The sequence below is a fragment of the Variovorax sp. GW823-FHT02B07 genome, from assembly GCF_058797695.1.
The window spans coordinates 2175429-2201699 of the sequence record NZ_JBXAJX010000001.1 but is presented as its reverse complement, the minus strand read 5'-3'; the positions used below and the strand labels follow the sequence as shown (position 1 = coordinate 2201699).

The window sequence follows — 26271 nt, the reverse complement described above, 5'->3', positions numbered from 1 at the left end:
CAGCTGTTTGAGCGAAGCGAGTTCTGCGAGACCCCGCGAAACGCGAGCACCGCAGGGCAGCCGCGAAGCGGCCGGCACAGTGGGGCCGACCACGCCGTGCCGCCTGTCGGGCGCTCCCAAAAGGCCTAGAGAGGCAGCGTATCGAACGCAGCGTAAGCCGTAGCCAGCCAAGACTTCACGCGCTGCCGTTCCAGCAATCCAAGCGCATGCGGCCCTTCGCGGTCGTTCACCGCCTTCCAGAAACTCGTGTTCTGCGCATCGATCTTGCGCATGCTGGCCTCATGCAAACGCGGCAAGGCAATCACGCGCGCGCCATTCGCATTGGCCTTCGACAGCGACTGCGACGCCAGCAGCATTCCGAAGTCGCTGCCGCGCCCGTAGTTCTGCACCACGATGTAGTTGGGCCGGTTGCCGAAGGTGTCGATCAGCGTGCCGAGCAGGTCGGTGGAGTCCTTGCCGTCGTCCAGCACGTGCCAGAAGTTGACCGTGACGTCGATCTCCTCGAACACGTCGAACAGGTCCGATTCCTTGATCCAGCGCGACAGCGGCGCCAGCGTCTGCGCTGCGAGGTCGACGATCACGCTCTGCTTCGGGTTGGTCTCGAAGCCGTTCACCACCGTGTCCAGGCCTTCGAAGCTGTCGACCACCACGGGCGAGGCAAAGCCCTCGTAGAAGCGGGTGAAGGAGCTGTGCGAACGGTCGGTGTCGAAGCCGGTGAAGGGCCGGCTGCGATCGATGAAGTACTGGGCCAGCACGCGTGCCGTGACCGATTTGCCGACACCGCCTTTTTCGCCGCCGATGAAGTTGATGGAGCTCATGAGTGGTTGCTGCCTCGAATGGGTTGAGGGGTGGAGGAGGGCGGATTCATTCTAGGGGTCGCCTGTCGCGCTATCGTGGCTAGCGACCCCGCTTGCTCATGCCCTGCAGCAAGGGATGTGCCTGCAGGCGCTGCTGCAGCCGTTTTTTCCACGGAGCCGGCAACGCCGAGCCGTCGATCATCGCGGGCCACTGGTCGCGCGCAAGGCGGGCCGTGTCGGCCACCACGCGTCGCATGCGCGGCTCGTGCACGCCGGCCGAGAAGCAGAAGGCGCGCACGTTGGCCGGCGTGAACATCGCGGTGCGACGGGCCGCGGCGGCGCCCACCGGGGCCGGCAGCAGCGGCAACGCATGGCCCTCGACGCCCTGCAGCGCCGCATAAGCCACGATGTCGTAGGCCGGCGCCAGGCGCGGCGCGATGCCGTCGGGGTACAGCACGCCGAAGTTCTTCAGGTGCGCATCCGGGTTGCCCAGCAGGTCGTTGACCACGAGCCGGCGCACCAGTTCGAGCACAGCGTCTTCGCCGAGAGACGGAAAGGCGCGCATCGCGAGCGCCATGTCGAGGTAGCTGCCGCTGTACTTGTGCATCGGATCGACCGCCAGCACCTGCGCGAAGTCTTCGAAGTGGATGCGGCGCGCGCCATCGCGGTCGAAACGCGTGACGGCCAGGAACTCGGGCTCGTCCGGCAGCGCATAGCTGTGCTCCGCCGCAATGGCCGACAGCGGCGCGAGTTCGGCGTGGCACACCTCGACGCCCGCCACCCCGGCCATCTGCAGCGAGAGCATCTCGAGTTGCGGCATGTGCGGCCGGCCGGCCACGGGCAGCTTGGCGATCACGCGCGTGCTGGCGCCGGCGCGCACGCGCGCCACGTAGCGTCCACCTTGGCGGCGCAGACCGAGCTTGGGCTGCACGCCCGAGACCGAGATGCCCTGCGGCATCGGCAGCTCGACCACCGACATCTCGAGCGCGTCCTGGTCCTGCGTGATGAGCCGCTGCAGCGTGCCGCGGTCCACCGACACGGGGCGCGCGGCCACGGCGCCGGGCAGGTCGCCGCCGCAGGCTGCCAGCAATTCGAAATGGTCGTTCTCGCGGCAACCGCGCAACTGCGCGATGTGGCTGCGCAGCACGCCCTCGGGCAGCAGGTTCTGGAAGAAACCGGGCAACTGGCCGCCCTGGGCGTTGAATAACGGGTTCTTCACGTCGCTCCACAGCGCGGCCTGGGCCGCTGGGTCGCTCGCGACCATCGACAGCGAAAGCACGCCGGGCAGCGGGTTGGCGATCAGCTCGGGCTCCGCCACGAAACGGCACAGGTCGGCGTACTGGAATAGCTTGCCGAGGCGGTGCGCGCCGAGCGAAATCTCGAGGATCTTGACGTTCATGGCGGTGAGCGGCGGCCCCGCACGTAGGGCGGCGCGGCAGGCGCTTCGGCCAGCGCACGACCGACGCGCGTGGCGACCGGGCGGTAGCCGGGATCGACGGCCGTGCCTTCGCCGAAGCCCTTGGGCGCGAGCTGCAGTTCGAGCCCCAGCGCATCGACCAGCGCGAGCAGCGACGACAGTTGCGGATTGCCCTTCAGGCTCAGGGCATTGCGCACCGAGCGTTCGGTGAGCCCCGAGCGCAAGGCGATCTCGGCGTTCGTGAGACCGGTGGCCCCGCGACGCGCCGTGAGGGCGGTGATGAGTTCCTGCTTGTCCACGGAAAGATATTACCGCAAATGCCTATTTGGGAAACATATTTCCGATGCGAAGAACCTACTTGGGTATCAGCGTGAAGAGCGGCATGACCACGCCCATCACCCAGTTCTGCCCGAAATCGAGGGCCGCCCGGCGGTATTTCTCGTCGGCCTGAGCGGCCAGCAGGTCGAGCCGTGCCACCACCTTCGACAGCTCGCGGTCGGCCACGAGATTGCGCCCGCGCTCGCTGATCTCGGTGGCCAGCAGCAGCGGCTGGCCGTCGGGGCCGGTCTTGGAAGAGATGAGCCAGAGCGAAATCTCGAAGTTGCGCGCCGTGCGGTAGCTGTTCTCGGCGTCGACCCCGTCGATCATGGTCTGGTCCCAGGTGTTGCCGTTGGCCTGCTTGAGCATCGAGGCCCACCCGACGACCAGCGCCGCCACACGGTCGCCCTGGTAGGCCTGCGGACCGGTCTCAAAGGCCAGGCGGATGGCGTCGATGCCGGTGGCGCCGCGCAGCTCGGGCAGCGGCGTGCCCTGCAGGACCGCGTCCCAGGTGCGCTGCGTGGCTTCTTCCATGCTGGCGGCCGACTTGCGCCATTCGCGCGGGTTGCGCCGGTACAGCGTGGTCTGCACGCGGCGCACCGATTGCAGGTTGTCGCGCAGCGACAGGTTGGCGATGCGGTTGGTGGCCGATTGCAGCCATTCCTGGTTGCCGTAGGGCTCGGCGCGCTCGGTGGAACGGAAGGAGGAACAGCCCGTCAGCGCCAGCGGCGCGAGCAGGGCGGCCGCGGTGCCTGCCAGCAGGCAGGTGCGTCGCGCCGCGAGGGGAGAAGCCAGGGAATCGCTCATGCCCTGACGTTATCATCCACGGCTGGGGCGGCGGCCCGCTTCAAGCTGCGGGCCCGTGCAATTTTCCTTACAAATCAATACCTTGGCGCTACGCCAAGGCAGGGCGACAAGTCGTGCGTCTTAACTCCATCAAGCTCTCGGGCTTCAAGTCGTTCGCCGAACCCACCAACTTCCTGCTGCCGGGCCAACTGGTCGGGGTGGTAGGGCCGAACGGCTGCGGCAAGTCGAACATCATGGATGCCGTGCGCTGGGTGCTCGGCGAGTCGCGTGCGTCGGAACTGCGCGGCGAGTCGATGCAGGACGTGATTTTCAACGGCACGACCACCCGCAAGCAGGCCAGCCGCTCGAGCGTCGAACTGGTGTTCGACAACGCCGACCACCGCGCCGGCGGCCAGTGGAACCAGTTCACCGAAATCGCCGTGCGCCGCGTGCTCACGCGCGACGGCACCAGCAGCTACTACATCAACAACCAGCCGGTGCGTCGCCGCGACGTGCAGGACGTGTTCCTGGGCACCGGCCTCGGCCCGCGCGCCTACGCCATCATCGGCCAGGGCACGATCAGCCGGATCATCGAATCCAAGCCCGAAGAACTGCGCCTGTTCCTCGAAGAAGCCGCGGGCGTCTCCAAGTACAAGGAGCGCCGCCGCGAGACCGAGAACCGCCTGGGCGACACGCGCGAGAACCTCACGCGCGTGGAAGACATCCTGCGCGAGCTCAACGCCAACCTCGAGAAGCTCGAGAAGCAGGCCGAGGTGGCGGCGCGCTACAACGCGCTGCAGGGCGACGCCACGAAGAAGCAGCACCAGCTGTGGTTCCTTAAGCGCGGCGAAAGCGATGCCGACCAGGCCAAGATCAAGGCCGATTCGGAAAAGGCCATCAACGACCTCGAATCGCGCACCGCCGACCTGCGCCGCATCGAGTCCGAACTCGAAACCGTGCGCCAGGCCCACTACGGCGCCGGTGACCTGGTGAACCAGGCGCAAGGCAAGCTGTACGAAGCCAGCGCCGAAGTCGGCCGACTCGAAGGCGAGATCCGCTTCGTGGTCGAAGGCCGCCAGCGCGTCGAGCAGCGCCTGGTGCAGTTGCGCGAGCAGATGGGCCAGTGGGGCCGTCGCCGCGAAGAAGCCGAGGCCGAGATCGAGACGCTGGCCGGTGCCGGCGTCGATGCCGAAGAGCAGGCCATCCTGCTGGCCGCGCAGCTCGAAGAGCACGACGCGCGCCTGCCTGACCTCGAAGAGGCCGTGCAGCGTGCGCAGAACGAGGCCAACACGCAGCGCGCGACGGTCTCGCAGGTGCAGCAGCAGATCCAGGTGCTGGCCGCCGACCAGCGCAACATCGAAGACCAGAGCCGTCAGCTCACGCTGCGCAGCGAACGCCTGCGCGCCGATCAGAACGCGCTGGCTGCGCCCGACGAAGACCGGCTGACCGAAATGCAGGAGCAGCTGGCCGCGGCGCAGGAAACCGCCAGCGAATCCGACGCCCGCCTGCAGGAGCTGCAGGAGGCCGTGCCCCAGCTCGACGAAGACCGCCGCGCCAAGCAGCAGGCCGTCAACACCGAGGGCGCCCGCCACGCCGAGTTCTCGGCCCGCCTCGAAGCGCTGCGTGCGCTGCAAGAGAAGGTCAAGACCGACGGCAAGCTCGCCCCCTGGCTCGCCAAGCACGGCCTGGACGGCCTGCAGGGCCTGTGGAGCCGCATCCACATCGAGCAGGGCTGGGAGAACGCGCTCGAATCCGCACTGCGCGAGCGCTTGGGCGCGCTCGAGGTCAGCCGGCTCGACATGGTGCGTGCCTTCGGCAACGACGCACCGCCCGCCAAGCTGGCCTTCTACAGCCCGCCCGTCGCCGGCGTGCCGCAGGGCGCGGGCGCGCTGCCCAAGCTGTCGAGCCTGCTGCGCCTGAACGACGCCGGCCAGCAGGCCCTGCTGAACGACTGGCTGCACGGTTGCTTCACGGCCGAGACTTTCGAAGAAGCGCTGGCCCAGCGCGCCACGCTGCAGCCCGGCGAGGTGATCTACGTGCGCAGCGGCCATGCCGTGTCGTCGCACAGCGTGAACTTCTACGCGCCCGATTCCGAGCAGGCCGGCCTTCTGGCCCGCCAGCAGGAAATGGAAAACCTCGAGCGCCAGCTCAAGGCCCAGACGCTCATCAACGAAGAGGCGCGCACCGCGCTGGTCCGTGCCGAAGCGGCCTACGGCGATGCCGCGCAGCGCCTCGTCACGGCCCGCCGCGAAGCCGCCGAAACGCAGTCGCGCGCCCATGAGCTGCAGGTCGAGACGCTGCGCATGACGCAGCTCGCCGAACAGACCCGCGCGCGCAGCCAGCAGCTGGCCGCCGACCTCGGCGAGGTCGATGCCCAGCTCGAGGAACTGCAAGAAAAGCGCATCGCCGCCGAAGGCCGCTTCGAAGAACTCGACATGCAGCTGGCTGACAGCCAGGAGCGCCATGCGCAGCTCGACGAGCGCGTGATCGAAGCCGGCCGCGCGCTCACGGCCAGCCGCGAACAGCACCGCAGCCTCGAGCGACAGGCGCAGGAAGCCACCTTCTCGCAGCGCACGCTCGAAGCGCGCCGCGGCGAACTGAACCGCAGCATCGAAACTGCCTCGCAGCAGACCGTCGCACTGACCGACGAAGACGAGCGCGCCCGCGCCGAGCTGAGCCGCCTGTCGGATGCCGCCGCGCAGGCCGGCCTGCAGGACGCGCTGTCGCTCAAGCTGGAGCGCGAGACCGCCTTGGGCGCAGCTCGCAGCCAGTACGACGACCTCACACTCAAGCTGCGCGCCAGCGACGAGCGCCGGCTGCAGCTGGAGCGCGAACTCGATCCGCTGCGCCAGCGCATCACCGAGTTCCAGCTCAAGGAACAGGCCGCGCGCCTGGGCGTCGAGCAGTACCAGCAGCTGCTGGACGACGCCGGTGCCGACCTCGAGGCGGTCGCGCAATCGATCGAGACCGAGAAGGTGCGCCTGACCGGCCTGCAAAGCGAAATCGACCGCCTGAACCGCGAGGTGGTCGCGCTCGGCGCCGTCAACCTGGCCGCGCTCGACGAACTCGCCATTGCGAGCGAGCGCAAGATCTTCCTCGACGCCCAGTCGGCCGACCTGAACGAAGCCATCGGCACGCTCGAAGACGCCATCCGCAAGATCGATGCCGAAACGCGAGACCTGCTCGGCGGCACCTTCAAGATCGTCAACGAGCACTTCAGCCGCATGTTCCCGGAGCTGTTCGGCGGCGGCAACGCCAAGCTGATGATGACGGGCGACGAAATCCTCGACTCCGGCGTGCAGGTCATGGCCCAGCCGCCCGGCAAGAAGAACCAGACCATCCACCTGCTCTCGGGCGGTGAGAAGGCGCTCACGGCCATTGCGCTCGTGTTCGCCATCTTCCAGCTGAACCCGGCGCCTTTCTGTCTGCTGGACGAAGTGGACGCGCCGCTGGACGACGCCAACACCGAACGCTATGCCAAACTCGTCTCCGCCATGAGCCGTGAAACCCAGTTCCTTTTCATCAGCCACAACAAGATCGCCATGGAAATGGCCGAACAGCTGATCGGCGTGACCATGCAGGAGCAGGGCGTGTCGCGCATCGTTGCGGTCGACATGGAGTCGGCGGTCTCGATGGTCGAAGCGGCATAAGGCAGGCGCGCGCATGAGCAATCTCACCCTCGCCCTGGCGATCCTCGGCGGCCTCGTTCTCGCGGCCGTCGTGGCCTACAACACCCTGATGTCGCGCCGCAATGCGCCGCGCCAGCCCGATGCGGTCGATGTCGCCCTGGCCGAGGCCGAGCGCGCGCTGGCCGGCGGCGGCGACGGCGGTGTGGAGCCGATGCTCCATGCCGACCCGAGCCAGGTGGCCGGCAGCGACCGCCACGAGCCGCTGTTCGACCCCGACCTGCCCGCGCCCAGCGGCGTGCCCGTGCCCACTGGCGAGCGCCGCGGCGGGCTCGATCCGCTGATCGACGTCATCGCGCCCATCTCGCTCGAAGGCCTGGCCTCGGGCGATGCCGCGCTCGCGTCGATGCCGTCGACGCGCCGCGCCGGCAGCAAGCCGGTGGCCATCGAAGGCCTGAACGACCTCACCAGCCAATGGGAGCCGCCGGCGCCCGGGCAGCGCTACCGCGCGTTCCAGGTCGGCGTGCAGCTGGCCAACCGCACCGGGGCACTCAACGAGATCGAGTACTCCGAGTTCGTGGTCAAGGCGCAGGCCTTTGCCGACGCCGTGAACGGCGCGCCCGAGTTTCCCGAGATGCTCGACGAAGTGGCGCGCGCCCGCGAGCTCGACCAGTTCGCCAGCGCGCACGACGCGCAACTGGGCTTCGTGCTGCGCGCGCTGCACGCGGCCTGGAGCCCGGGCTACGTGCAGCAGAACGCGGCGCGGCTGGGCTTCGTGGCCGGGATCATTCCGGGCCGCATGGTGTTGCCGACCAGCGAGGCAGGCCTGCCGCCGATCCTCGGGCTCTCGTTCGACACCCAGGCCGCGCTGGCCGACGATCCGGCGCAATCGGCGATTCGCGAGCTCAGCCTGAGCCTGGACGTTCCGCAGGTCGATCGCGGCGAAGAGCCGTTCCGTCGCATGCGCGAGGCCGCCGCCACGCTCGCCCGCGAGATGGACGGCGTGGTGACCGACAGCGACGGCCAGTTGCTGCGTGACGAAACCATGGACGTGATCGGCACCGACCTCGAGCAGCTGTACGACACGCTCGACGCACGCGACCTCGCCGCGGGTTCGCCGCTGGCGCGACGCCTCTTCAGCTGACCCGTCTTTTTCCCGAGGGACACCCCATGACAACGCGCGACGAAGCGGCACGCGAAGCCGCCGCACTGAGCGAGCAGCTGCATCGCCACGCCCATCTGTACTACGTGCTCGACGCCCCCGAACTGCCCGACGCCGAGTACGACAAGATGTTCCAGCGCCTGCAGGTGCTGGAGACCGAGTTTCCCGAACTGCGCACGCCCGATTCGCCGACGCAGCGCGTGGGCGGCACCGTGCTCGACAGCCTGGCCAAGGTGCGCCACCGGGTGCCGATGCTGTCGATCCGCACCGAGACCGACATCACGCCCGCCGGCGCCAGCGCCTTCGATGCGCGCGTGCGCCGCGAACTGGGCCTGGCCGAGGACGCGCCGCAGATCAGCTACGTCTGCGAACTCAAGTTCGACGGGCTGGCCATGAGCCTGCGCTACGAGCACGGCGTGCTCGTGCAGGCCGCCACGCGCGGCGACGGCGAGGTGGGCGAGGACGTCACGCAGAACATCCGCACCGTGCGCGAGATTCCGCTCAAGCTCAAGGGTGCGGCGCCGCCCGTGGTCGAGGTGCGTGGCGAGGTCTACATGAAGCGCGCCGATTTCGACGCCCTCAACGAGCGCCAGCGCCAGAAGATCGCCGCCGGGCAGAAGAACGAGAAGGTGTTCGTCAACCCGCGCAACGCGGCGGCCGGCGCGGTGCGCCAGCACGACCCGGCGATCGCGGCAGAGCGCCCGCTGAGCTTCTTTGCCTACGGCCTGGGCGAGGTCTCGCCCGCGAGCGGCGGCGGCCCCGACATCGCGACCCAGTTCGACTGGCTGCAGCAGTTCCACGCCTGGGGCTTTCCGGTGGCCACGCAGACCGCGCGGGCGACCGGCGCTATTGAACTGATAGCGTTCCACGAAACCATCGGCCGCCAGCGCGATGCGCTGCCGTACGACATCGACGGCGTGGTCTACAAGGTCGACAGCCTGGAGCTGCAGCGGCAGCTGGGTTTTGTTTCGCGTGAACCGCGCTGGGCCGTGGCCCACAAGTACCCGGCGCAGGAGCAGCTGACCGAGGTGGTCGGCATCGAGATCCAGGTGGGCCGCACCGGCAAGCTCACGCCGGTGGCCAAGCTGGCGCCAGTGTTCGTGGGCGGCGTGACCGTGACCAACGCCACGCTGCACAACGAAGACGAAGCCCGCCGCAAGGACGTGCGCGTGGGCGACACGGTGATCGTGCGCCGAGCCGGCGATGTGATTCCCGAAGTGGTGGGCGTGGCGCCCGACAGCCTGGCCAGGCCCGACGACCAGCGCGGCGCGGTCTTCACCATGCCGCACAAGTGCCCCGTGTGCGATTCCGAGGCGGTGCGGGAGGAGGGCGAGGTCGACTACCGTTGCACCGGCGGCCTGTTCTGCGCGGCGCAGCGCAAGGAGGCCATCCTGCATTTCGCGGCGCGGCGCGCGGTCGATGTCGACGGGCTGGGCGACAAGCTGGTCGAACAGCTGGTCGATGCCAACCTGATTCGCACCTTGCCCGATCTCTACAAGCTCGGCTTCGTCACGCTGGCGGGCCTGGACCGCATGGCCGAGAAGTCGGCCCAGAACCTCGTCGATGCGCTCGAAGCCTCGAAGAAGACCACGCTGCCGCGCTTTCTGTTCGGCCTGGGCATCCGCCACGTCGGCGAGAGCACGGCGAAAGACCTCGCCAAGCATTTCGGCAAGCTCGACGCCATCATGGACGCGACCGAGGAGCAGCTGCTCGAGGTCAACGACGTCGGCCCGGTGGTGGCGCAGAGCCTGCGCACCTTCTTCGACCAGCCGCACAACCGCGAGGTGGTCGAGCAGCTGCGCGCCTGCGGCCTGACGTGGGAAGAGTTCGAGCCCGAAGCCCGCGCGCCCAAGCCTTTGGCGGGACTGACCTTCGTGATCACCGGCACCCTTCCTACGCTGGGCCGCGACGAAGCGAAGGATAAATTGGAGGCAGCCGGCGCCAAGGTGGCCGGCTCCGTCAGCAAGAAGACCCACTACCTCGTGGCCGGGGAAGAGGCGGGCAGCAAGCTGGACAAGGCGCGCGACCTCGGCGTCACGGTGATTGACGAGGCGCGTATGCTGGAGATCCTCGCCAGCGGTGTTCCGCCGGCACCCGACGCCTGAGTCGCCCGGCGCCCGGGATCCAGGCCTTTACCGGCCGTTACGCGACTTCACACCAGCGCAGTCAACAGGGTCTACAAGCGGGCGTTGAACGACTACAGAAGGCCGACAAGGAGTCCCTCATGCAAAAAATTCGTGTTCTCGCTACCAGCCTCGCACTCGGCGGCATCGCGCTGCTGAGCGGCTGCGTGGCCGTCCCTGGCGATCCGTACTACTCCGGCGGCTATTCCGAACCGTACTACTCCGATCCGGGGCCCGTGGTGGTGCCGGCGCCGGTCTACATCCAGGGTGGCGGCTACTACGACAACCGTCGCCCGTACTACGACCGCCGTCCTTACTATGGCCGTCCCGGTTATCCCGCGGTGCGTCCCAGCTACCCAGCCGTGCGGCCGACCTATCCGGCCGGGCGTCCGCCGGGTTGGCAGCGTCCACCGGCTGTCTCGCCTGCGCATCCGGGTGTGTCGCCCAACTACCCGAGCAATGCGATGCGCCCACCGCCGGGCGTGCCGTGGCGTGACGCGCCGGCGCTGGCCGACAAGCCTTGAGCAAGCGCTCCAGCGAGGGCGCTGCGCGCTGGCCATAATCCCTCCATGGCCTTCCGCGAAATCCTGAAAATGGGCGACCCCCGGCTGCTGCGCACCGCGCAGCCGGTCGCCGCTTTCGACACCGACGAACTGCACCTGCTGGTGCGCGACATGTTCGAGACCATGCAGGCGGTCAATGGCGCCGGCCTCGCGGCGCCGCAGATCGGCGTCGACCTGCAACTGGTGATCTTCGGCACCGACACCGTCAATCCACGCTATCCCGACGCGCCGCCGGTGCCGCGCACCGTGCTGCTCAACCCCGTCATCACGCCGCTGGGCGATGAAGAGGAAGAGGGCTGGGAAGGCTGTCTGTCGGTGCCTGGCCTGCGCGGCGTGGTGCCGCGCTTCGCCCACATCCGCTACACGGGCTTCGACCTGTACGGCGACCCGATCGACCGCACCGCCGACGGCTTCCATGCGCGCGTGGTGCAGCACGAGGTCGATCACCTGTTCGGCAAGCTGTACCCGATGCGGGTGCGCGATTTCTCGCGCTTCGGCTACACCGAGGTCCTGTTCCCGGGCCTCGATGCGGCGGACGACGACTGATTCGTCTGCCCGCCTCATTGCTTACTTGTTGTTGAGCCCGAAGCGCCCGCCGCCCGTGAGCGCGAGCGAGATGGCCGCGAACAGGAACATGCCCTGCAGTTCCAGCGCCCAGCCGCCTTGCCCGTTCAGCGCGCCCAGGTCCTTGCGGTGGGCCAGCCAGATCGCCACGACCATGTTGATGGCCACGACCAGCGCGGCAGGCCGCGTGAACAGGCCAACGATCAGCAGCACCGGCGCCAGGATCTCGCCCACGTAGACCAGGTAGGCCAGCACCGCGGGCACGCCGTGCGACGCGAGCATGCCGCCGATGCCGTCGACGCCCTTGCCGACTTTGGCAATGCCATGCAGCAGGATGAGGATGCCCAGCGCAACGCGCAGGATGAGCTTGCCGGTGTCGTCGGACTTGACCATGGTGTGATTCCTGTTCGGGAGTGATGAAAGGGCCGTATGGTAGTGAAACTGCGAGGCAAACCGGCCTGCCGTCGGGAAGCCGTTCGACATATGTATCCAACGCAGGGTTCTTTGTCGCCGGCCTGCATCGCCCCGTACACTGCCTTTTGCCTACTGTTGAGGAGTACACACCAATGATGATGAAGAAGACAAGCACCCGATTCCGCCCGGCACTGCTCGCCGCCGCTTCCGTTCTCGCACTGGCCGCCGCGGCCCCGGCCTTTGCCGGCAAGACGCTCGACGCGGTCAAGCAGCGCGGCAGCGTCAAGTGCGGCGTGACCAACGGCGTGGCCGGTTTCTCGGCCCCCGACACGCAGGGCAACTGGTCGGGCCTGGACGTCGACACCTGCCGTGCCATCGCCGCGGCCGTGCTGGGCGATCCCAAGAAGGTCGACTTCGTGCCGCTGAATTCGCAGCAGCGCTTCTCGGCGCTGCAGGCCGGCGAGATCGACATCCTCGCGCGCAACACCACCTGGACGCTCACGCGCGACGCCTCGCTGGGCTTCAACTTCACCACCATCACCTACTACGACGGCCAGGGCTTCCTGGTGCCCAAGAAGCTCAAGGTGACGAGCGCCAAGCAGCTCAAGAACGCCACCATCTGCACGCAGTCGGGCACCACCAACGAGAAGAACGTGTCGGACTACTTCCGCGCGCAGAACATCCCGGTGAAGACCGTCGTGTTCGAGAGCTTCGAAGCCTCGTTCAAGGCCTTCTTCTCGGGCCGCTGCCAGGCCTTCACCACCGACGCCTCGGCGCTGGCCGGCCTGCGCAACAAGGAAGCGCCGAACCCCGACGACTACCTCATCCTGCCCGAGCTGATCTCCAAGGAGCCTCTGGCGCCGCTGGTGCGCCGCGGCGACGACGAGTGGTTCGCCATCGCCAAGTGGGTGCCCAACGCGCTCATCGAGGCGGAAGAATTCGGCGTCACCCAAGCCAATGCCGACCAGCTCAAGGCCGCCAGCAAAGACCCGGCGCAGCAGCGCCTGCTCGGCGCCGGTGAAGACCTCGGCAAGCTGCTGGGCCTCGACAAAGACTGGTCGTATCGCGCCATCAAGGCCGTGGGCAACTACGGCGAGATGTTCGAGCGCAACGTCGGACCGAAGTCGGTGCTCAAACTGCCGCGTGGCTCCAACAATCTGTGGAGCAAAGGCGGCCTGATCTACGCACCCCCTGTTCGATGAGTCGGCAGGCCTCGCGCCGCGGCGCCTGGCTGGCCTGGCTCGTGCAGGCCCTGCTGGTGCTGGCCGTCGTGGCCGGCGCCTTCTGGGTGGTGAACCATGCGCTCGAGGTGCTGCGCGCACGCGGCGTGCGTTCGGGCTTCGACTTCCTCACCGAGCCCGCGGGCTTTTCGATCAGCGAGGGCTGGCTCGACTTCGATGCCAGCCAGCCGTCGTGGCGCGCGTTCCTCGCGGGCCTGATCAACACCGTGCGCGCGGCCGTGCCGGCAGCCATCTTCGCGGTGGTGCTCGGCACGCTGATCGGCATCGGCCGGCTCGCGCCGCACGTGCTGCTGCGCGGCATCTGCACCGCGTACGTGGAACTGCTGCGCAACGTGCCGCTGCTGGTGCAGCTGCTGATGCTGGCGTTCGCGATGGCCAACCTGCTGCCCGATCCGACCGAGCCCGTGCACCTGCTGCCGGGCGTGTGGCTCAGCAAGGGCGGCCTCAGCGTGCCCTGGCCCGTGGCGGGCGAGGGCGGCGGGTGGCCCACGCATTTCGAATGGCCCGAGCGCGGTGACTTCGGCGTGAGCGGCGGCGCCGCGCTGAGCCCGGAGTACGTGACCATCGTCGCCGGGCTGTCGCTGTACTCGGCGGCCTTCGTTGCCGAGATCGTGCGCGCGGGCATCCTCTCGGTGTCGCAGGGGCAGGTGCTGGCGGGGCAGGCGCTGGGCCTGTCGTCGGTGCAGCAGCTGCGCATCGTGATCCTGCCGCAGGCGCTGCGCGTGATCGTGCCTTCGCTCACCAACCAGCTGCTGAGTCTCACCAAGAACTCGTCGCTCGCCGTGGCCGTGGGCTATCCGGAGCTGGTGTCGGTGGCCAACACCACCATCGGCTCGAACGGGCGCGCCTTCGAGTGCATCGCGATCATCATGGCGGTGTACCTGCTGCTGTCGCTCGTGATCTCCTTCGGCATGAACCGCTACAACGCGCGCGTCGCGCTGCGAGGCTGGCGATGAGAAACGTCGCGCAAGGCCCCATCGCATGGCGCAGCGAGCTGTGGGGTTCGCCGCTGCGCGCGCTGGCCACGGTGCTTCTGCTGGGCCTGCTGGCCTGGGCCGGCTTCCACGCGTTCGAATGGGGCGTGGTGCACGCCGTGTTCCGCCCCGACGCCGAGGCCTGCCGCGCGGTGCAGCACGGCGCCTGCTGGGGCGTGGTGGCCGAGAAGTGGCGGCCGATGCTGTTCGGTCGCTTTCCGTATGAAGAGCAGTGGCGTCCGGCCATCGCGGTGGTCGTGCTGTCCGCGGTGACCGTGCTCAGCGCGTGGCCGCGGAGCTGGCGCTGGTGGCTGGCGCCGTTGTGGGGCGTGGCACTGCTGCTGTTCGTCGGGCTGATGCACGGCGGCGTGGCCGGGCTGAACGTGGTGCCGACCAGTCGCTGGGGCGGCCTGCCGCTCACCATCGGGCTGGCGGTGGTCGGGCTGGCACTGGCCTTTCCGCTGGCGCTGCTGCTCGCGATGGGGCGGCGCTCCGAATGGCCCGTGGTGCGCACGTTGAGCGCGAGCTACATCGAACTGGTGCGCGGCGTGCCGCTGATCTCGGTGCTGTTCATGGCCTCGTTCCTGCTGCCGTTGCTGTGGCCAGCGGGCTGGCAGCCCGACGTGCTGGTGCGCGTGCTGATGGGCCTCACGCTGTTCGTCGCGGCCTACCTGGCGGAGATCATCCGCGGCGGCCTGCAGGCCGTGCCGCGGGGGCAGACCGAGGTGGCGATGGCGCTGGGCTTCGGCCGCTGGCCAGTGCAGCGCGACATCGTGCTGCCGCAGGCGCTGCGCCTCGTGGTGCCGGCGCTGACCAACAGCGTGGTCGGCACGCTGAAGGACACCTCGCTGGTCACCGTGGTCGGGCTGTTCGAGCTGACCGGCGCACTCGGGCTGGCGCTGGGCGGCGACCCGGTCTGGCGGCCGTTCTACCTCGAGGGCTACCTGTTCGTGGCAGCTGTCTACTGGCTGCTGTGCTTCGGGCTGTCGCGCTACAGCGTCTGGCTGGAGCGGCGCCTGGGCACCAGCTCGGCGTAGCCGGTCTGCGCATCGGGCTCGCGCGAGAAGTGCCACGCGGGCAGCACCGCGACGAGGATCTCGGCCGTGGTGCGCACCACGCAGCCCGGTGCGGCATGACCGCCCGACACGCGGCCGGCGGCATCCGACACACTGACATGCAGGTGCGAGCCGTCGGGCGACAGCGTGCCGGCGAGCGTAAGGATTTCAAGGTCGCCTTCGATTCGCGCCGCCGTCTCCGCGCCTGCGAAACGGATGCTCGCACCGCGCAGGCTGCCGATGCCCGAGACCACGAAGGCCGCCTCGCCGATGCCGGCTTGCTTCAGCACGGCGTCGAGTGCTGCGCGCAGATCGTCGCCCGGTTGCAGCCGCAGCACCAGCGTGTCCATGCGCTGTTGCCTCGCGTCAGCTCGCCGACAGCGCCTTGTCGACCACCTGCTGCGCCTCGCCGAGGATGCGCGCGAGGTGGTCGTCGCCGAGGAAGCTCTCGCCGTAGATCTTGTAGATGTTCTCCGTGCCCGACGGCCGTGCGGCGAACCAGCCGTTCTCGGTGACGACCTTCACGCCGCCGATGGCCGCGCCGTTGCCCGGTGCGTGGCTCAGCACGTTCTCGATCTTCTCGCCCGCCAGCGTGGTCGAGGTGATCTGCTGCGGCGACAGGGCCGACAGGCGTTTTTTCTGCTCGGGCGTGGCGGGCGCGTCCACGCGGTCGGACACGGGGCGCCCCAGTGCCTGCGTCAGCTCGGTGAAGCGCTCGCCGGGGTCGCGACCCGTGCGCGCGGCGATCTCGGCAGAGAGCAGGGCGGGCACGATGCCGTCCTTGTCGGTGGTCCATGCGCTGCCGTCGTGGCGCAGGAAGGTGGCGCCCGCGCTTTCCTCGCCGCCGAAGCCCAGCGAGCCGTCGACCAGACCGTCGACGAACCACTTGAAGCCCACCGGCACTTCGTACAGCGGGCGGCCCAGCCGCGCCGCCACGCGGTCGATCATGCGGCTGCTGACCACCGTCTTGCCGACGGCCGCCTGCGCCGGCCAGTGCGGGCGGTGCGTGAAGAGGTAGTCGACCATCACCGCGAGGTAGTTGTTCGGCTGCATCAGGCCCGCGCTGCGCGTGACCACGCCGTGGCGGTCGTGGTCGGTGTCGCAGGCAAAGGCGATGCCGAAGCGGTCTTTCAGCGCGACCAGCCCGTGCATCGCGTCGGGCGACGACGGGTCCATGCGGATGCGGCCGTCCCAGTCGAGCGACATGAAGCGGAAAGTCGGGTCGACCGCCTGGCTCAGCACGTTCAGGCGCTGCAGCTTGTAGCGCGCGGCAATGGCGGGCCAGTAGTGCACGCCGGCACCGCCCAGCGGATCGACGCCCAGGTCGACGGTGCCGCCGCGGATCGCGTCCATGTCGAGCACCTGGGCCAGGTCTTCGACATAGGTGTTCAGGTAGTCGTGGCGGTGCGTGGTCGACGCCTTCAGCGCCTGCGCCAGCGGCATGCGCTTCACGCCGTCGAGCTTGTTCGCCAGCATCTTGTTGGCGGCCGCTTCGACGGCGGAGGTGATGTCGGTGCCCGCGGGGCCGCCGTTCGGCGGGTTGTACTTGAAGCCGCCGCTTTCGGGCGGGTTGTGCGAGGGGGTGATCACGATGCCGTCGGCCAGCCCGCTGGTGCGTCCGCGGTTGTAGACCAGGATGGCGTGGGACACGGCCGGCGTGGGCGTGTACTCGTCGTCCTTCGACAGCATCAGCTCGACGCCGTTGGCCGCCAGCACCTCGACCGCGCTGGCGAAGGCGGGCGTGGACAGCGCGTGCGTGTCGATGCCCAGGAACAGCGGGCCGTCGATGCCTTGCTGCTTGCGGTAGTCGCAGATGGCCTGGCTGATCGCCAGCACATGCCATTCGTTGAACGCGTCGTCGAACGAGGAGCCGCGATGGCCCGAGGTGCCGAAGGCCACGCGCTGGCTGGGCACGGCCGGATCGGGGCGGCCGGTGTAGTAGGCCGAGACGAGGCGCGGCACGTCCACCAGCAGATCAGACGGGGCCGGCTGGCCCGCGAGGGGATGGGAAGAGGTGCTCATGTCGAAAGCGGGTGATGAAAGAGGAGCGTGCCGGCGGTGCCGTGCGCGCCCTTTCAGCATACGCCATGGGCGGGGGCGGCTTGCCGCCTGCGCGCCCGTTCACAGAAGTCCGCTTACAACCCTTTCAATGTGAGCGCCGCGTGCGGACCCGCTCCGGGCCGTCGCCCGTGGCCAGCCACCGGGCCGGCACCTCGAAGTACGCGGCGATCGCATGCAGGTGCAGGGTGCCTGCGCAGCTGTGGCGGTCGGTGAGCCAGCGGATCACGGTGGGGGCGCTGACGCCGCACTGTCGGGCGAGCTCGGATTTCCATTGAGGCTGCGATCCGGCGACGAGCGAGATCAGGCGGTCTTGAAAACTGGCGTTCATGGTCGGCCCCCTTTGGCGACAACAGCGGTCGGCTCTGAATTTCCTCGAAACGCGCCAGGCACCCAACCCCTCCTTCGCAGGGGCTGGTAGTTTTTTGCATGGAGGGTGATCTAGTTCCGACGCGCGGCGGGTGCACCCGTGTTTGCCAGCGTCAGAATGAGGGTGCATATCGGCCAGAAAGGCCGAAGGGGGTGTGCCATGAAAGTGATGACGCTGGACGACCACGCGTTGTTTCGCGCGGGCCTGCGCATGCTGCTGGAGAGCATGGAGCGCAGTGCCGAAATCTTCGAAGCCGCCACGGTCGACGAGGCCTGCGCCCTGGCGCTGCGCCATCCCGACCTGGCGATCTGCCTGCTCGATCTCGAACTGCGCGGCGAGTACGGCCTGGATGCGCTGGTGCGCCTGAAGGCGGCCGCGCCCGACATCGCGGCCGTGGTGGTGTCGGCCTCGACCGATGTCGACATCATCCGCGGCTGCCTGGAGGCGGGCGCCATGAGCTTCGTGCCCAAGAGCATGCCGGCCGATTTCCTGAAGCGGGCCTTCGAGACCGTGCTGGCGGGGGAGGTCTACCTGCCGCAGGAAATCCTGCACTTGGGGTCGAAGAGCACCGCCAGGCCGACGCTCAGCCCGCGGCAGGCCGACACGCTGCACGGCCTGGCGCGCGGGCTGCCGACCAAGTCGATCGCGCGCGAGCTCGGCCTGTCCGAGCACACGGTGAAGGAGTACATCGGCACCTTGTTCCAAGCACTGGGTGTGCACAATCGCACCGAGGCCGTGATCACGGGCATCCGCCTGGGGCTGTTGTCGCCGCTGCAGCGCAAGGGGTCATGAGCGGGCCACCGCGGGCGGCTAAGCTTCAGGCTGGTTTCAAGGAGCAAGACAAGATGCGCATGACGTTCGGCCGGCACGGGTTTCTTCTGACGGCTGCGGCCCTGGCTGCGGTGCTCGCGGGCTGCGAGGCCCCGCCCAAGGACCGGCCGCTCACCTCCGAAGTGCCGGCGCCGCCGAGCTTCGCGCCGCCACCCGAAAGTTGCCAGGCGCCGGAAGTGCGCTTTGCGTTGGGCATGCAGGCGACGCGCCCCTTGCTGGAAGAAATGCGCCAGCGCGCCGGCGCGAAAACCGCCCGCACCGTACCGGCCACGGCACCGGCCGACCCGGCCCAGGACGCGACGCGCCTCAACGCGCAGGTCGATCCCACGGGTCGCATCCTCGGCGCGTACTGCGGCTGAGCCGCACACGCCCATTCGGCGGCCTCACTGGGAGGCCAGTGCCTCCATCAGGTCGGTCTCGATGGCCAGCTGCGTCTTCTGGCCTTGCAGTTCCGGCCCGCTGATCAGGAAGGTGTCTTCCACCCGTTCGCCCAGGGTCGTCACCTTCGCCAGCTGCAGGTTCAGGTGATGCCGCGCGAGCACGCGCGCCACCGAATACAACAGGCCCGCACGGTCGCTGGCCGAGATGCTGAGCAGCCAGCGCTGCGCCTTGTCGTCGGGCACGAGGCTGATGCGTGGCTTGATCGGAAAACTGCGTACCCGGCGTGACACGCGCCCCATGCTGGGGGCGGGCAGGGCGCCGGCTTCGGTGAGCGTTTGCGCCAGGCCGGTCTCGACCATGCTGATCAGGTCGCGGTAGTGGTCGGGCTGGAAGGTCGTCACCACCTGGAAGGTGTCGAGCGCGTAGCCGTTGCTCGTGGTGTGGACCTTGGCGTCGAGGATGCTGAACGACGCCTGGTCGAAATAGCCGCAGATGCGTGCGAACAGGTCGGACTGGTCGGGCGTGTAGACCACCACCTGCAGCCCTTCGCCCACCGGCGACAGGTGCGCGCGCACGATGGGCAGGGCCTTCGGGTCGATGGGCACGTTCTTCGGCGGCACGAAGCGCGACAGCTGCTTGGCGTGCCAGGCGATCTCGGTGGCGTCGTGGCGCATGAAGTAGCCGACGTCGAGCGTGTCCCACAGCGCCTTGTGCGCCTCGAAGCGCTGGGCGTGCAGGGCCAGCTGCACCAGCGCCTCGCGCTTGCGGGCCTCGACCTCGGCGTCCGGGTCGGGCATGCGTCCGCCCAGGGCGCGCAGGGTGAAGCGGTACAGGTCTTCGAGCAGCTTGCCTTTCCAGGCATTCCACACGCGCGGCGAGGTGCCGCGGATGTCGGCCACCGTCAGCAGGTACAGCGCCGTGAGGTAACGCTCGTTGCCCACGCGCTTGGCAAACGCGCCGATGACCTCGGGATCGCCCAGGTCCTGCTTTTGTGCGACCTGGCTCATCACCAGGTGCTCGGCCACGAGGAACTCGATGAGCTTGGCGTCTTCGCGGGCGATGCCGTGCTGTTTGCAGAAGCGCTGCACGTCGCGCGCGCCGAGCGTGGAGTGGTCGCCGCCGCGGCCCTTGGCGATGTCGTGGAAGAGGGCGGCGACGTAAAGAATCCAGGGCTTGTCCCAGCCGGCCGCGAGCTGCGAGCAGCCCGGGTACTCGTGCGCATGCTCGGCGATGAAGAAGCGGCGCACGTTGCGCAGCACCATCAGGATGTGCTGGTCGACCGTGTACACGTGGAACAGGTCGTGCTGCATCTGCCCCACGATGCTGCGGAACACGCGCAGGTAGCGTCCCAGCACCGAGGTCTGGTTCATGAGCCGGAAGGCATGCGTGATGCCGTAGGGCTGCTGCAGGATCCGCATGAAGGTCACGTGGTTGACCGGGTCGTTGCGGAACTTGCTGTCCATGACATGGCGCGCGTTGTACAGCGCACGCAGCGTGCGCGCCGACAGGCCCTTCACGCCGATGGTCTTCTGGTACAGCAGGAAGGTCTCGAGCACCGCGTGCGGCTCGCGCTCGTACAGGTCGTCGCTGGCGATCTCGATCAGGCCGGCGCGCTCGTAGAAGCGCTCGTTGATGGTCGTGGGCTGCTCGTCGATGGGCTGCAGCCGCTCGGAAATATTGAGCAGCAGGATCTGGTTGAGCTGCGACACCGCCTTGGCGGCCCAGTAGTAGCGACGCATCAGCGCCTCGCTCGACTTGCGCTGCGACTCGCTCTCGTAGCCGAAGCTCGCGGCCACGGCGGTCTGCAGGTCGAACACCAGCCGGTCTTCGCGCCGGTTGGCGATCACGTGCAGGCGGGCGCGGATGAGCGAGAGCAGGGCCTCGTTGCGCTTGATCTGCTGCGCTTCGAAGGGCGTGGCCAGGCCGTTCTTGGCCAGGTCGTCCCAGCGGCTGCCGAAGCCGGCGGCCTTGCTCATCCACAGGATGGTCTGCAGGTCGCGCAGGCCGCCGGGCGATTCCTTGCAGTTGGGTTCGAGCGCGTAGGGCGTGTTGTCGAACTTCTGGTGGCGGTGCCGCATTTCCTGCGACTTGGCCACGAAGAAGGCCTGCGGGTCGATGGCCTGGGTGAAGCGGCGGCGAAAGGCTGCAAAGAGCTTCTTGTCGCCCGTGATCAGGCGCGATTCGAGCAGCGAGGTCTGGACTGTGATGTCCTTGGCGGCCTCGTCCAGGCACTCTTCGAGCGTGCGCACGCTGGAGCCGATCTCGAGGCCGGCGTCCCAGCACTGGCCGATGAAGGCCTCGATGCGGGCCGGCTCGACGCCACTGTCCTGGCCCTCGGGCGGCAGCAGCAGCAGCACGTCGACGTCGGAGTACGGGAACAGCTCGCCGCGCCCGTAGCCGCCCACCGCGGCCAGCGCGAAGGCGTCGCCGAAGCCGGCTTCGTTCCACAGCGCCGTGAGCGTCTGGTCGGCCAGCGCCGAGAGCTGGCGCAGCACCGTGTGGACGCTGCGGGTGGGCGCGCGGGCGAAGCGCAGGGTGTCGAAAAGGGCGAGCTTTTTCGCGCGATAGGCTTCGCGCAGCGTCGCCACGTCGATCTTGGCTGCTTCGATCACGGCGGGGGCGCGCTGGGGCGCGTCAGGTTTTGGTGGAGGTGACGAAGGCCGGCAGCGGCGGGCTGCCTTCGGAGAGCGTCAGCACCTCGTAGCCGGTTTCGGTGACGAGCACCGTGTGCTCCCACTGGGCCGACAGCGAATGGTCGCGCGTGACGATGGTCCAGCCGTCGTACTGGCCGCCCTTGAAGTCTTCCTTCACGTCGCGCTTGCCGGCGTTGATCATCGGCTCGATGGTGAAGATCATGCCGGGCTTGAGCTCTTCCATGGTGCCCGGGCGGCCGTAGTGCAGCACCTGGGGTTCTTCGTGGAAGCGCTGGCCCACGCCGTGGCCGCAGAACTCGCGCACGATCGAGAAGCCCTGGCCCTCGGCGAACTTCTGGATCGCATGGCCCACATCGCCCAGGTGGGCACCGGGGCGCACCTGCAGGATGCCGTGCCACATGGCTTCGAAGGTGACGTTGCACAGGCGCTTGGCGGCAATGGAGGCGTCGCCGATCACGAACATGCGGCTGTTGTCGCCGAACCAGCCGTCCTTGATGACGGTGACGTCGACATTCATGATGTCGCCCTTCTTCAGGGGCTTGTCATTGGGGATGCCGTGGCACACCACGTGGTTCACCGAGGTGCACAGCGACTTCGGGAACGGCACGCTGCTGGCGCCCATGTAGCCCACCGTGGCCGAGGTGGTGCCCTGCTTGACCATGTACTCGGCGGCCAGCCGGTCCACGTCGTTGGTCGTGATGCCGGGCTTGATGAAGGGCGTGAGGTAGTCCAGCACCTCGGAACCGAGGCGGCAGGCGACCCGCATGGCTTCGATGCCTGCGGCGTCTTTGTAGGTAATGCTCATGCCCCGAATTATCCCATTCGGCAAGCTAAAATTCCGGGTTAACGCGGATGACCCCAGTCAGCGGCCTCCGCCCAGATTCCTTGATTCCCAACGCGGCCCCCGAGGCCCTCCATCGACCGTGACGCAGCCCGCACCTCAAGCCCTTCCTGTCGTAACCATGTTCGAGGGCGGCAGCGCACTCAGCGACTTCCGTGCACGGCAATTGCTGCCGAAGCTGCAGGCCATCGAGCCGCGCATCGAGGGCATTTCGGCTCGTTTCGTGCACCTGGTGGTCACCGATGCGTCGCTGGGCGACGCCGACCGTGAGCGCTTCGCCGCGCTGCTGACCTACGGCGAGCCCTTCGAGGCCCCGACGGCCAAGGCGAGCGCCTCGGTGGTCGTCACGCCCCGCCTGGGCACCGTGTCGCCCTGGGCCTCCAAGGCCACCGACATCGCCCACAACTGCGGCCTGGCGCTGCGCCGCGTGGAGCGCGTCACCCAGTACCACCTGAAGCTGAAGACGCCGCTGATCGGCAAGGCCCCCGTGCTCGAAGGCGACGCGCTGGCCGCCGTGGCCGGCCCGCTGCACGACCGCATGACCGAATCGGTGCTCGCCGCCGTCGAGCAGGCGGCCAGCCTGTTCAGCGAGCTGCCGGCCCAGCCGATGGCGCAGGTCGATGTGCAAACCGGTGGCCGTGCCGCGCTGGTGGCCGCCAACACCGGCTTCGGCTTGGCGCTGGCCGAGGACGAAATCGATTACCTGGTGGACGCCTTCACCCGCCTGGGCCGCAACCCCAGCGACGTCGAGCTGATGATGTTCGCGCAGGCCAACAGCGAGCACTGCCGCCACAAGATCTTCAACGCCAACTTCACCATCGACGGCGTGGCCCAGTCGCAGAGCCTGTTCTCGATGATCCGCCACACCGAGAAGCAGAACCCGCAACACACGGTGATCGCCTATGCGGACAACGCTTCGGTGATGGAAGGCGCGACCATCGAGCGCTTCATTCCCGTCGAAGGCTCGCAGAGCTATCAAAAAGATAGCGCCCTGAGCCATGTGCTGATGAAGGTCGAGACGCACAACCACCCCACGGCCATTTCCCCGTTCCCCGGCGCCTCGACCGGCGCGGGCGGCGAAATCCGCGACGAAGGCGCCACCGGCCGCGGCTCCAAGCCCAAGGCCGGCCTGACCGGCTTCACCGTCTCCAAGCTCTGGCCGGAAGACGGCCACTACGGCAAGCCCGAGCACATCGCCAGCCCGCTGCAGATCATGACCGAGGGCCCGCTGGGCGGTGCCGCGTTCAACAACGAATTCGGCCGTCCCAACCTGCTGGGCTACTTCCGCGAATACGAGCAGGCGGTGACGAGCGACCTCGACACCGTGCAGCGCGGCTACCACAAGCCCATCATGATCGCGGGTGGCCTGGGCAGCATCGACGCCACGCAGACCAAGAAGATCCTGTTCCCGGCCGGCTCGCTGCTGATCCAGCTCGGCGGCCCCGGCATGCGCATCGGCATGGGCGGCAGCGCCGCCAGTTCGATGGCCACCGGCGCCAATGCGGCCGAGCTCGATTTCGACTCGGTGCAGCGCGGCAACCCCGAAATCGAACGCCGTGCGCAGGAGGTCATCAACCACTGCTGGCAGCAGGGCGCGGCCAACCCGATCCTCGCGATCCACGACGTGGGCGCCGGCGGCCTGAGCAATGCCTTCCCCGAGCTGACCAACGACGCCGGCCGTGGCGCGCGCTTCGACCTGCGCGCTGTGCCGCTCGAAGAGTCGGGCATGGCGCCCAAGGAAATCTGGTGCAACGAGAGCCAGGAGCGCTACGTGCTGGCCATCGCGCCCGAGTCGCTCGAACAGTTCAAGGCCTTCTGCGAGCGCGAGCGCTGCCCGTTCTCGGTGGTCGGCGTGGCGACCGAAGAGCGCCAGCTGCTGGTGGCCGACGAAGGCGCGGCGGTGCAGCCCGTCGACATGCCCATGGACGTGCTGCTGGGCAAGCCGCCCAAGATGCACCGCGACGTGAAGACCGTCGCCCGCAGCTTCAAGCCGCTCGACCTCACGGGCGTCGACCTGCAGAAGGCCGCCATCGACGTGCTCGCACACCCGACCGTGGCCTCGAAGCGCTTCCTCATCACCATCGGCGACCGCAGCGTGGGCGGCCTGACGCACCGCGACCAGATGGTCGGTCCGTGGCAGGTGCCCGTGGCCGATTGCGCCGTGACGCTGGCCGACTACAAGGGCTTCGCGGGTGAGGCGATGAGCATGGGCGAGCGCACGCCGCTGGCCGCGCTCGACGCGCCGGCCTCGGGCCGCATGGCCGTGGCCGAGGCCATCACCAACCTGCTGGCGGCGCCCATCGAGCTGTCGCGCGTCAAGCTGTCGGCCAACTGGATGGCCGCCTGCGGCGAGCCCGGCGAAGACGCCGCGCTGTACGAGACCGTCAAGGCCGTGGGCCTGGAGCTGTGCCCGGCGCTGGGCGTGTCGATTCCCGTCGGCAAGGATTCGCTGTCGATGCGCACGCAGTGGAAGGACAACGGCGAAGCCAAGAAGGTCACCTCGCCCGTGAGCCTGATCGTCACCGCCTTCGCCTCGCTGGCTGACGTGCGCGGCACGCTCACGCCGCAGCTCGACGCGACCGAAGACGACACCACGCTCGTGCTGATCGACCTCGGCCGTGGCCAGCACCGCATGGCCGGCAGCATCCTGTCGCAGACGCTCGGCCAGAGCGGCGACACCGTGCCCGACCTCGACGACCCGGCGCAGCTGGTGGCGCTGGTCAACGCCGTGAACGCGCTGCGCGCCGACGGCAAGATCCTCGCGATGCACGACCGCAGCGACGGCGGCCTGTTCGCCACTGCCTGCGAAATGGCCTTTGCCGGCCACGTCGGCGTGGCGCTCAACGTCGACATGCTCGTCACCGAAGGCGACGGCATTTCCGACAGCCGCATGGAAACCGGCGACGCCAAGAATTGGGCGCAGCAGGTCAGCGCGCGCCGCGAAGAACTCACGCTCAAGGCGCTGTTCAACGAAGAGCTGGGCATGGTGCTGCAGGTGCGCACCGCCGAGCGCAACGACGTCATGCAGGTGCTGCGCGCCCACGGCCTGAGCACGCACAGCCACTTCGTCGGCAAGACGCGCCCGGCCAGCTCGGCCATGGACGCCGGCAAGGGCAAGCTCGAAGTCTGGCGCGATGCCAAGTCGGTGTTCAGCGCCTCGCTGCACGACCTGCACCAGGTGTGGGATTCGGTCAGCTGGAAGATCGCCCGCGAGCGCGACAACCCGGCCTGCGCCGATGCCGAGCACGCCGCGGCCGGTGTGCCGAACGACCCGGGCATGCATGTGTTCCTGCCGAACGCCCCGGTGGCACCGGCCATCCTGCAGTCGCGCCCCAAGGTCGCGATCCTGCGCGAGCAGGGCGTCAACTCGCACGTCGAGATGGCTTATGCCTTCACCGAAGCGGGCTTCGAGGCCTTCGACGTGCACATGACCGACCTGCAGACGGGCAGGGCGGACCTGGCCGCGTTCAAGGGCGTGGTCGCTTGCGGCGGCTTCAGCTACGGCGACACGCTGGGCGCGGGCATCGGCTGGGCGCGCAGCATCACCTTCAACCCGAAGCTGGCCGAACAGTTCAAGACCTTCTTCGGTCGCGCCGACACCTTCGGCCTGGGCGTGTGCAACGGCTGCCAGATGTTCGCCGAGCTGGCCGACATCATTCCGGGCGCCGAGGCCTGGCCGCGCTTCACCACCAACCAGAGCGAGCGTTTCGAGGCGCGCCTGTCGATGGTCGAGGTGCTCGAGTCGCCCAGCATCTTCTTCGCGGGCATGGCCGGCAGCCGCCTGCCGATCGCGGTGGCGCACGGCGAGGGCTATGCCAACTTCAAGCACCGCGGCGATGCGGCCAAGGCCATCGGCGCGATGCGCTTCGTGGACAACCACGGCCAGCCGACCGAGCAGTACCCGTTCAATCCGAACGGCAGCGCGGGCGGCCTGACCTCGGTCACCACGCCGGACGGCCGCTTCACCGCCGTGATGCCGCACCCCGAGCGTGTGTTCCGCAACATCCAGATGAGCTGGACCTCGGGTGACAAGAGCGAACTGAGCCCGTGGATGCAGATCTGGCGCAACGCGCGCAAGTGGGTGGGTTGATCGGGC

Annotated in this window: 21 protein-coding genes; 11 read left to right on the top strand and 10 right to left on the bottom strand. The window is 68.4% G+C overall.

The genetic code is table 11. The annotated features are described in order from the left end of the window. Positions 1-125 precede the first annotated feature (125 nt). From AC1RGU_RS10235 to AC1RGU_RS10220, 4 genes are all read right to left on the bottom strand, one after another. Positions 126-818 carry a P-loop NTPase family protein gene (locus tag AC1RGU_RS10235; protein WP_062471226.1) on the bottom strand — a complete coding sequence of 231 codons (693 nt, stop codon included), beginning with the start codon at positions 816-818 and terminating at the stop codon, positions 126-128. A gap of 79 nt (positions 819-897) precedes the next feature. Beyond that, entirely contained in the window at positions 898-2196 is a 1299-nt protein-coding gene (locus tag AC1RGU_RS10230; protein ID WP_492696321.1) for a type II toxin-antitoxin system HipA family toxin, read from the bottom strand. After that, positions 2193-2513: a helix-turn-helix domain-containing protein gene (locus tag AC1RGU_RS10225; RefSeq protein WP_070060699.1), complete on the bottom strand. Its 321-nt coding sequence runs from the start codon at positions 2511-2513 to the stop codon at positions 2193-2195. Before AC1RGU_RS10225 ends, AC1RGU_RS10230 begins: the two co-directional genes overlap by 4 nt. 55 nt (positions 2514-2568) lie before the next feature. Next, a complete protein-coding gene (locus AC1RGU_RS10220; protein WP_369628924.1) occupies positions 2569-3339 on the bottom strand; it encodes a hypothetical protein in 771 nt (256 codons plus the stop codon). A 113-nt stretch (positions 3340-3452) separates the two neighbouring features. Here AC1RGU_RS10220 and smc point away from each other — a divergent pair, with 113 nt between their 5' ends. The 5 genes from smc to def all read left to right on the top strand — a co-directional run bounded on the left by smc (position 3453) and on the right by def (position 11338). Further along, a complete protein-coding gene (gene smc / locus AC1RGU_RS10215; protein ID WP_139701602.1) occupies positions 3453-6968 on the top strand; it encodes a chromosome segregation protein SMC in 3516 nt (1171 codons plus the stop codon). Positions 6969-6981: 13 nt separating this feature from the next. Beyond that, positions 6982-8088 carry a cell division protein ZipA C-terminal FtsZ-binding domain-containing protein gene (locus AC1RGU_RS10210; protein ID WP_492696319.1) on the top strand — a complete coding sequence of 369 codons (1107 nt, stop codon included), beginning with the start codon at positions 6982-6984 and terminating at the stop codon, positions 8086-8088. A gap of 26 nt (positions 8089-8114) precedes the next feature. Further along, entirely contained in the window at positions 8115-10211 is a 2097-nt protein-coding gene (ligA, locus tag AC1RGU_RS10205) for an NAD-dependent DNA ligase LigA (RefSeq protein ID WP_492696317.1), read from the top strand. 119 nt (positions 10212-10330) lie between these two features. Next, positions 10331-10753, top strand: a complete 423-nt coding sequence (locus AC1RGU_RS10200; RefSeq protein WP_223301316.1) for a hypothetical protein — start codon at positions 10331-10333, stop codon at positions 10751-10753. Positions 10754-10798: 45 nt separating this feature from the next. Beyond that, entirely contained in the window at positions 10799-11338 is a 540-nt protein-coding gene (gene def / locus AC1RGU_RS10195; RefSeq protein WP_070060694.1) for a peptide deformylase, read from the top strand. A 21-nt stretch (positions 11339-11359) separates the two neighbouring features. Here def and AC1RGU_RS10190 read toward each other — a convergent pair whose 3' ends face one another. After that, positions 11360-11749, bottom strand: a complete 390-nt coding sequence (locus tag AC1RGU_RS10190; RefSeq protein WP_062471245.1) for a DoxX family protein — start codon at positions 11747-11749, stop codon at positions 11360-11362. A gap of 179 nt (positions 11750-11928) precedes the next feature. Here AC1RGU_RS10190 and AC1RGU_RS10185 point away from each other — a divergent pair, with 179 nt between their 5' ends. From AC1RGU_RS10185 to AC1RGU_RS10175, 3 genes are read left to right on the top strand one after another with little or no spacing between them, the layout of a single operon-like run. After that, positions 11929-12972, top strand: coding sequence for an amino acid ABC transporter substrate-binding protein (locus AC1RGU_RS10185; RefSeq protein WP_492696459.1), 1044 nt, complete (start codon positions 11929-11931; stop codon positions 12970-12972). Further along, positions 12969-13967: an amino acid ABC transporter permease gene (locus tag AC1RGU_RS10180; RefSeq protein ID WP_390343862.1), complete on the top strand. Its 999-nt coding sequence runs from the start codon at positions 12969-12971 to the stop codon at positions 13965-13967. The genes AC1RGU_RS10185 and AC1RGU_RS10180 overlap by 4 nt, the downstream gene beginning before the upstream one ends. Beyond that, positions 13964-15022 (top strand): amino acid ABC transporter permease, encoded by a 1059-nt coding sequence (locus tag AC1RGU_RS10175; protein WP_492696315.1) that lies wholly within the window; start codon positions 13964-13966, stop codon positions 15020-15022. Before AC1RGU_RS10180 ends, AC1RGU_RS10175 begins: the two co-directional genes overlap by 4 nt. Here the strand turns inward: AC1RGU_RS10175 and AC1RGU_RS10170 are convergent. From AC1RGU_RS10170 to AC1RGU_RS10160, 3 genes are all read right to left on the bottom strand, one after another. Next, on the bottom strand, positions 14977-15390 hold the full coding sequence (locus AC1RGU_RS10170) for a PPC domain-containing DNA-binding protein (protein WP_492696314.1): 414 nt from the start codon (positions 15388-15390) through the stop codon (positions 14977-14979). The genes AC1RGU_RS10175 and AC1RGU_RS10170 overlap by 46 nt on opposite strands. Before the next feature lie 16 nt (positions 15391-15406). Continuing rightward, entirely contained in the window at positions 15407-17062 is a 1656-nt protein-coding gene (pgm, locus tag AC1RGU_RS10165; RefSeq protein ID WP_492696312.1) for a phosphoglucomutase (alpha-D-glucose-1,6-bisphosphate-dependent), read from the bottom strand. Between the two features lie 124 nt (positions 17063-17186). Continuing rightward, the gene (locus AC1RGU_RS10160) at positions 17187-17429 is read right to left on the bottom strand and encodes a helix-turn-helix domain-containing protein (protein ID WP_062471259.1); all 243 of its coding nucleotides are present in this window, start codon (positions 17427-17429) and stop codon (positions 17187-17189) included. Positions 17430-17627: 198 nt separating this feature from the next. On the opposite strand from AC1RGU_RS10160, the gene AC1RGU_RS10155 reads away from it, so the two are divergent. Further along, positions 17628-18260 (top strand): LuxR C-terminal-related transcriptional regulator, encoded by a 633-nt coding sequence (locus AC1RGU_RS10155; RefSeq protein ID WP_167395026.1) that lies wholly within the window; start codon positions 17628-17630, stop codon positions 18258-18260. 53 nt (positions 18261-18313) lie between these two features. After that, entirely contained in the window at positions 18314-18658 is a 345-nt protein-coding gene (locus AC1RGU_RS10150; RefSeq protein WP_056580768.1) for a hypothetical protein, read from the top strand. A gap of 24 nt (positions 18659-18682) precedes the next feature. Here the strand turns inward: AC1RGU_RS10150 and AC1RGU_RS10145 are convergent, their stop codons facing one another. Together AC1RGU_RS10145 and map are read right to left on the bottom strand one after the other, a co-directional pair. Further along, entirely contained in the window at positions 18683-21292 is a 2610-nt protein-coding gene (locus AC1RGU_RS10145; protein ID WP_062471264.1) for a [protein-PII] uridylyltransferase, read from the bottom strand. A gap of 22 nt (positions 21293-21314) precedes the next feature. After that, positions 21315-22139, bottom strand: a complete 825-nt coding sequence (gene map, locus AC1RGU_RS10140; protein ID WP_062471267.1) for a type I methionyl aminopeptidase — start codon at positions 22137-22139, stop codon at positions 21315-21317. A gap of 157 nt (positions 22140-22296) precedes the next feature. On the opposite strand from map, the gene purL reads away from it, so the two are divergent. Further along, positions 22297-26265, top strand: coding sequence for a phosphoribosylformylglycinamidine synthase (gene purL / locus AC1RGU_RS10135; protein ID WP_492696458.1), 3969 nt, complete (start codon positions 22297-22299; stop codon positions 26263-26265). Positions 26266-26271 lie beyond the last annotated feature (6 nt).

What these genes read in the sequence shown, in the direction of transcription:
- AC1RGU_RS10235 (WP_062471226.1), bottom strand. Translation starts at nt 818, where the DNA reads ATGAGCTCCATCAACTTCATCGGCGGCGAAAAAGGCGGTGTCGGCAAA.
- AC1RGU_RS10230 (WP_492696321.1), bottom strand. Translation starts at nt 2,196, where the DNA reads ATGAACGTCAAGATCCTCGAGATTTCGCTCGGCGCGCACCGCCTCGGC.
- AC1RGU_RS10220 (WP_369628924.1), bottom strand. Translation starts at nt 3,339, where the DNA reads ATGAGCGATTCCCTGGCTTCTCCCCTCGCGGCGCGACGCACCTGCCTG.
- AC1RGU_RS10210 (WP_492696319.1), top strand. Translation starts at nt 6,982, where the DNA reads ATGAGCAATCTCACCCTCGCCCTGGCGATCCTCGGCGGCCTCGTTCTC.
- ligA (WP_492696317.1), top strand. Translation starts at nt 8,115, where the DNA reads ATGACAACGCGCGACGAAGCGGCACGCGAAGCCGCCGCACTGAGCGAG.
- AC1RGU_RS10200 (WP_223301316.1), top strand. Translation starts at nt 10,331, where the DNA reads ATGCAAAAAATTCGTGTTCTCGCTACCAGCCTCGCACTCGGCGGCATC.
- def (WP_070060694.1), top strand. Translation starts at nt 10,799, where the DNA reads ATGGCCTTCCGCGAAATCCTGAAAATGGGCGACCCCCGGCTGCTGCGC.
- AC1RGU_RS10190 (WP_062471245.1), bottom strand. Translation starts at nt 11,749, where the DNA reads ATGGTCAAGTCCGACGACACCGGCAAGCTCATCCTGCGCGTTGCGCTG.
- AC1RGU_RS10185 (WP_492696459.1), top strand. Translation starts at nt 11,929, where the DNA reads ATGAAGAAGACAAGCACCCGATTCCGCCCGGCACTGCTCGCCGCCGCT.
- AC1RGU_RS10180 (WP_390343862.1), top strand. Translation starts at nt 12,969, where the DNA reads ATGAGTCGGCAGGCCTCGCGCCGCGGCGCCTGGCTGGCCTGGCTCGTG.
- AC1RGU_RS10175 (WP_492696315.1), top strand. Translation starts at nt 13,964, where the DNA reads ATGAGAAACGTCGCGCAAGGCCCCATCGCATGGCGCAGCGAGCTGTGG.
- AC1RGU_RS10170 (WP_492696314.1), bottom strand. Translation starts at nt 15,390, where the DNA reads ATGGACACGCTGGTGCTGCGGCTGCAACCGGGCGACGATCTGCGCGCA.
- pgm (WP_492696312.1), bottom strand. Translation starts at nt 17,062, where the DNA reads ATGAGCACCTCTTCCCATCCCCTCGCGGGCCAGCCGGCCCCGTCTGAT.
- AC1RGU_RS10160 (WP_062471259.1), bottom strand. Translation starts at nt 17,429, where the DNA reads ATGAACGCCAGTTTTCAAGACCGCCTGATCTCGCTCGTCGCCGGATCG.
- AC1RGU_RS10155 (WP_167395026.1), top strand. Translation starts at nt 17,628, where the DNA reads ATGAAAGTGATGACGCTGGACGACCACGCGTTGTTTCGCGCGGGCCTG.
- AC1RGU_RS10150 (WP_056580768.1), top strand. Translation starts at nt 18,314, where the DNA reads ATGCGCATGACGTTCGGCCGGCACGGGTTTCTTCTGACGGCTGCGGCC.
- map (WP_062471267.1), bottom strand. Translation starts at nt 22,139, where the DNA reads ATGAGCATTACCTACAAAGACGCCGCAGGCATCGAAGCCATGCGGGTC.
- purL (WP_492696458.1), top strand. Translation starts at nt 22,297, where the DNA reads ATGTTCGAGGGCGGCAGCGCACTCAGCGACTTCCGTGCACGGCAATTG.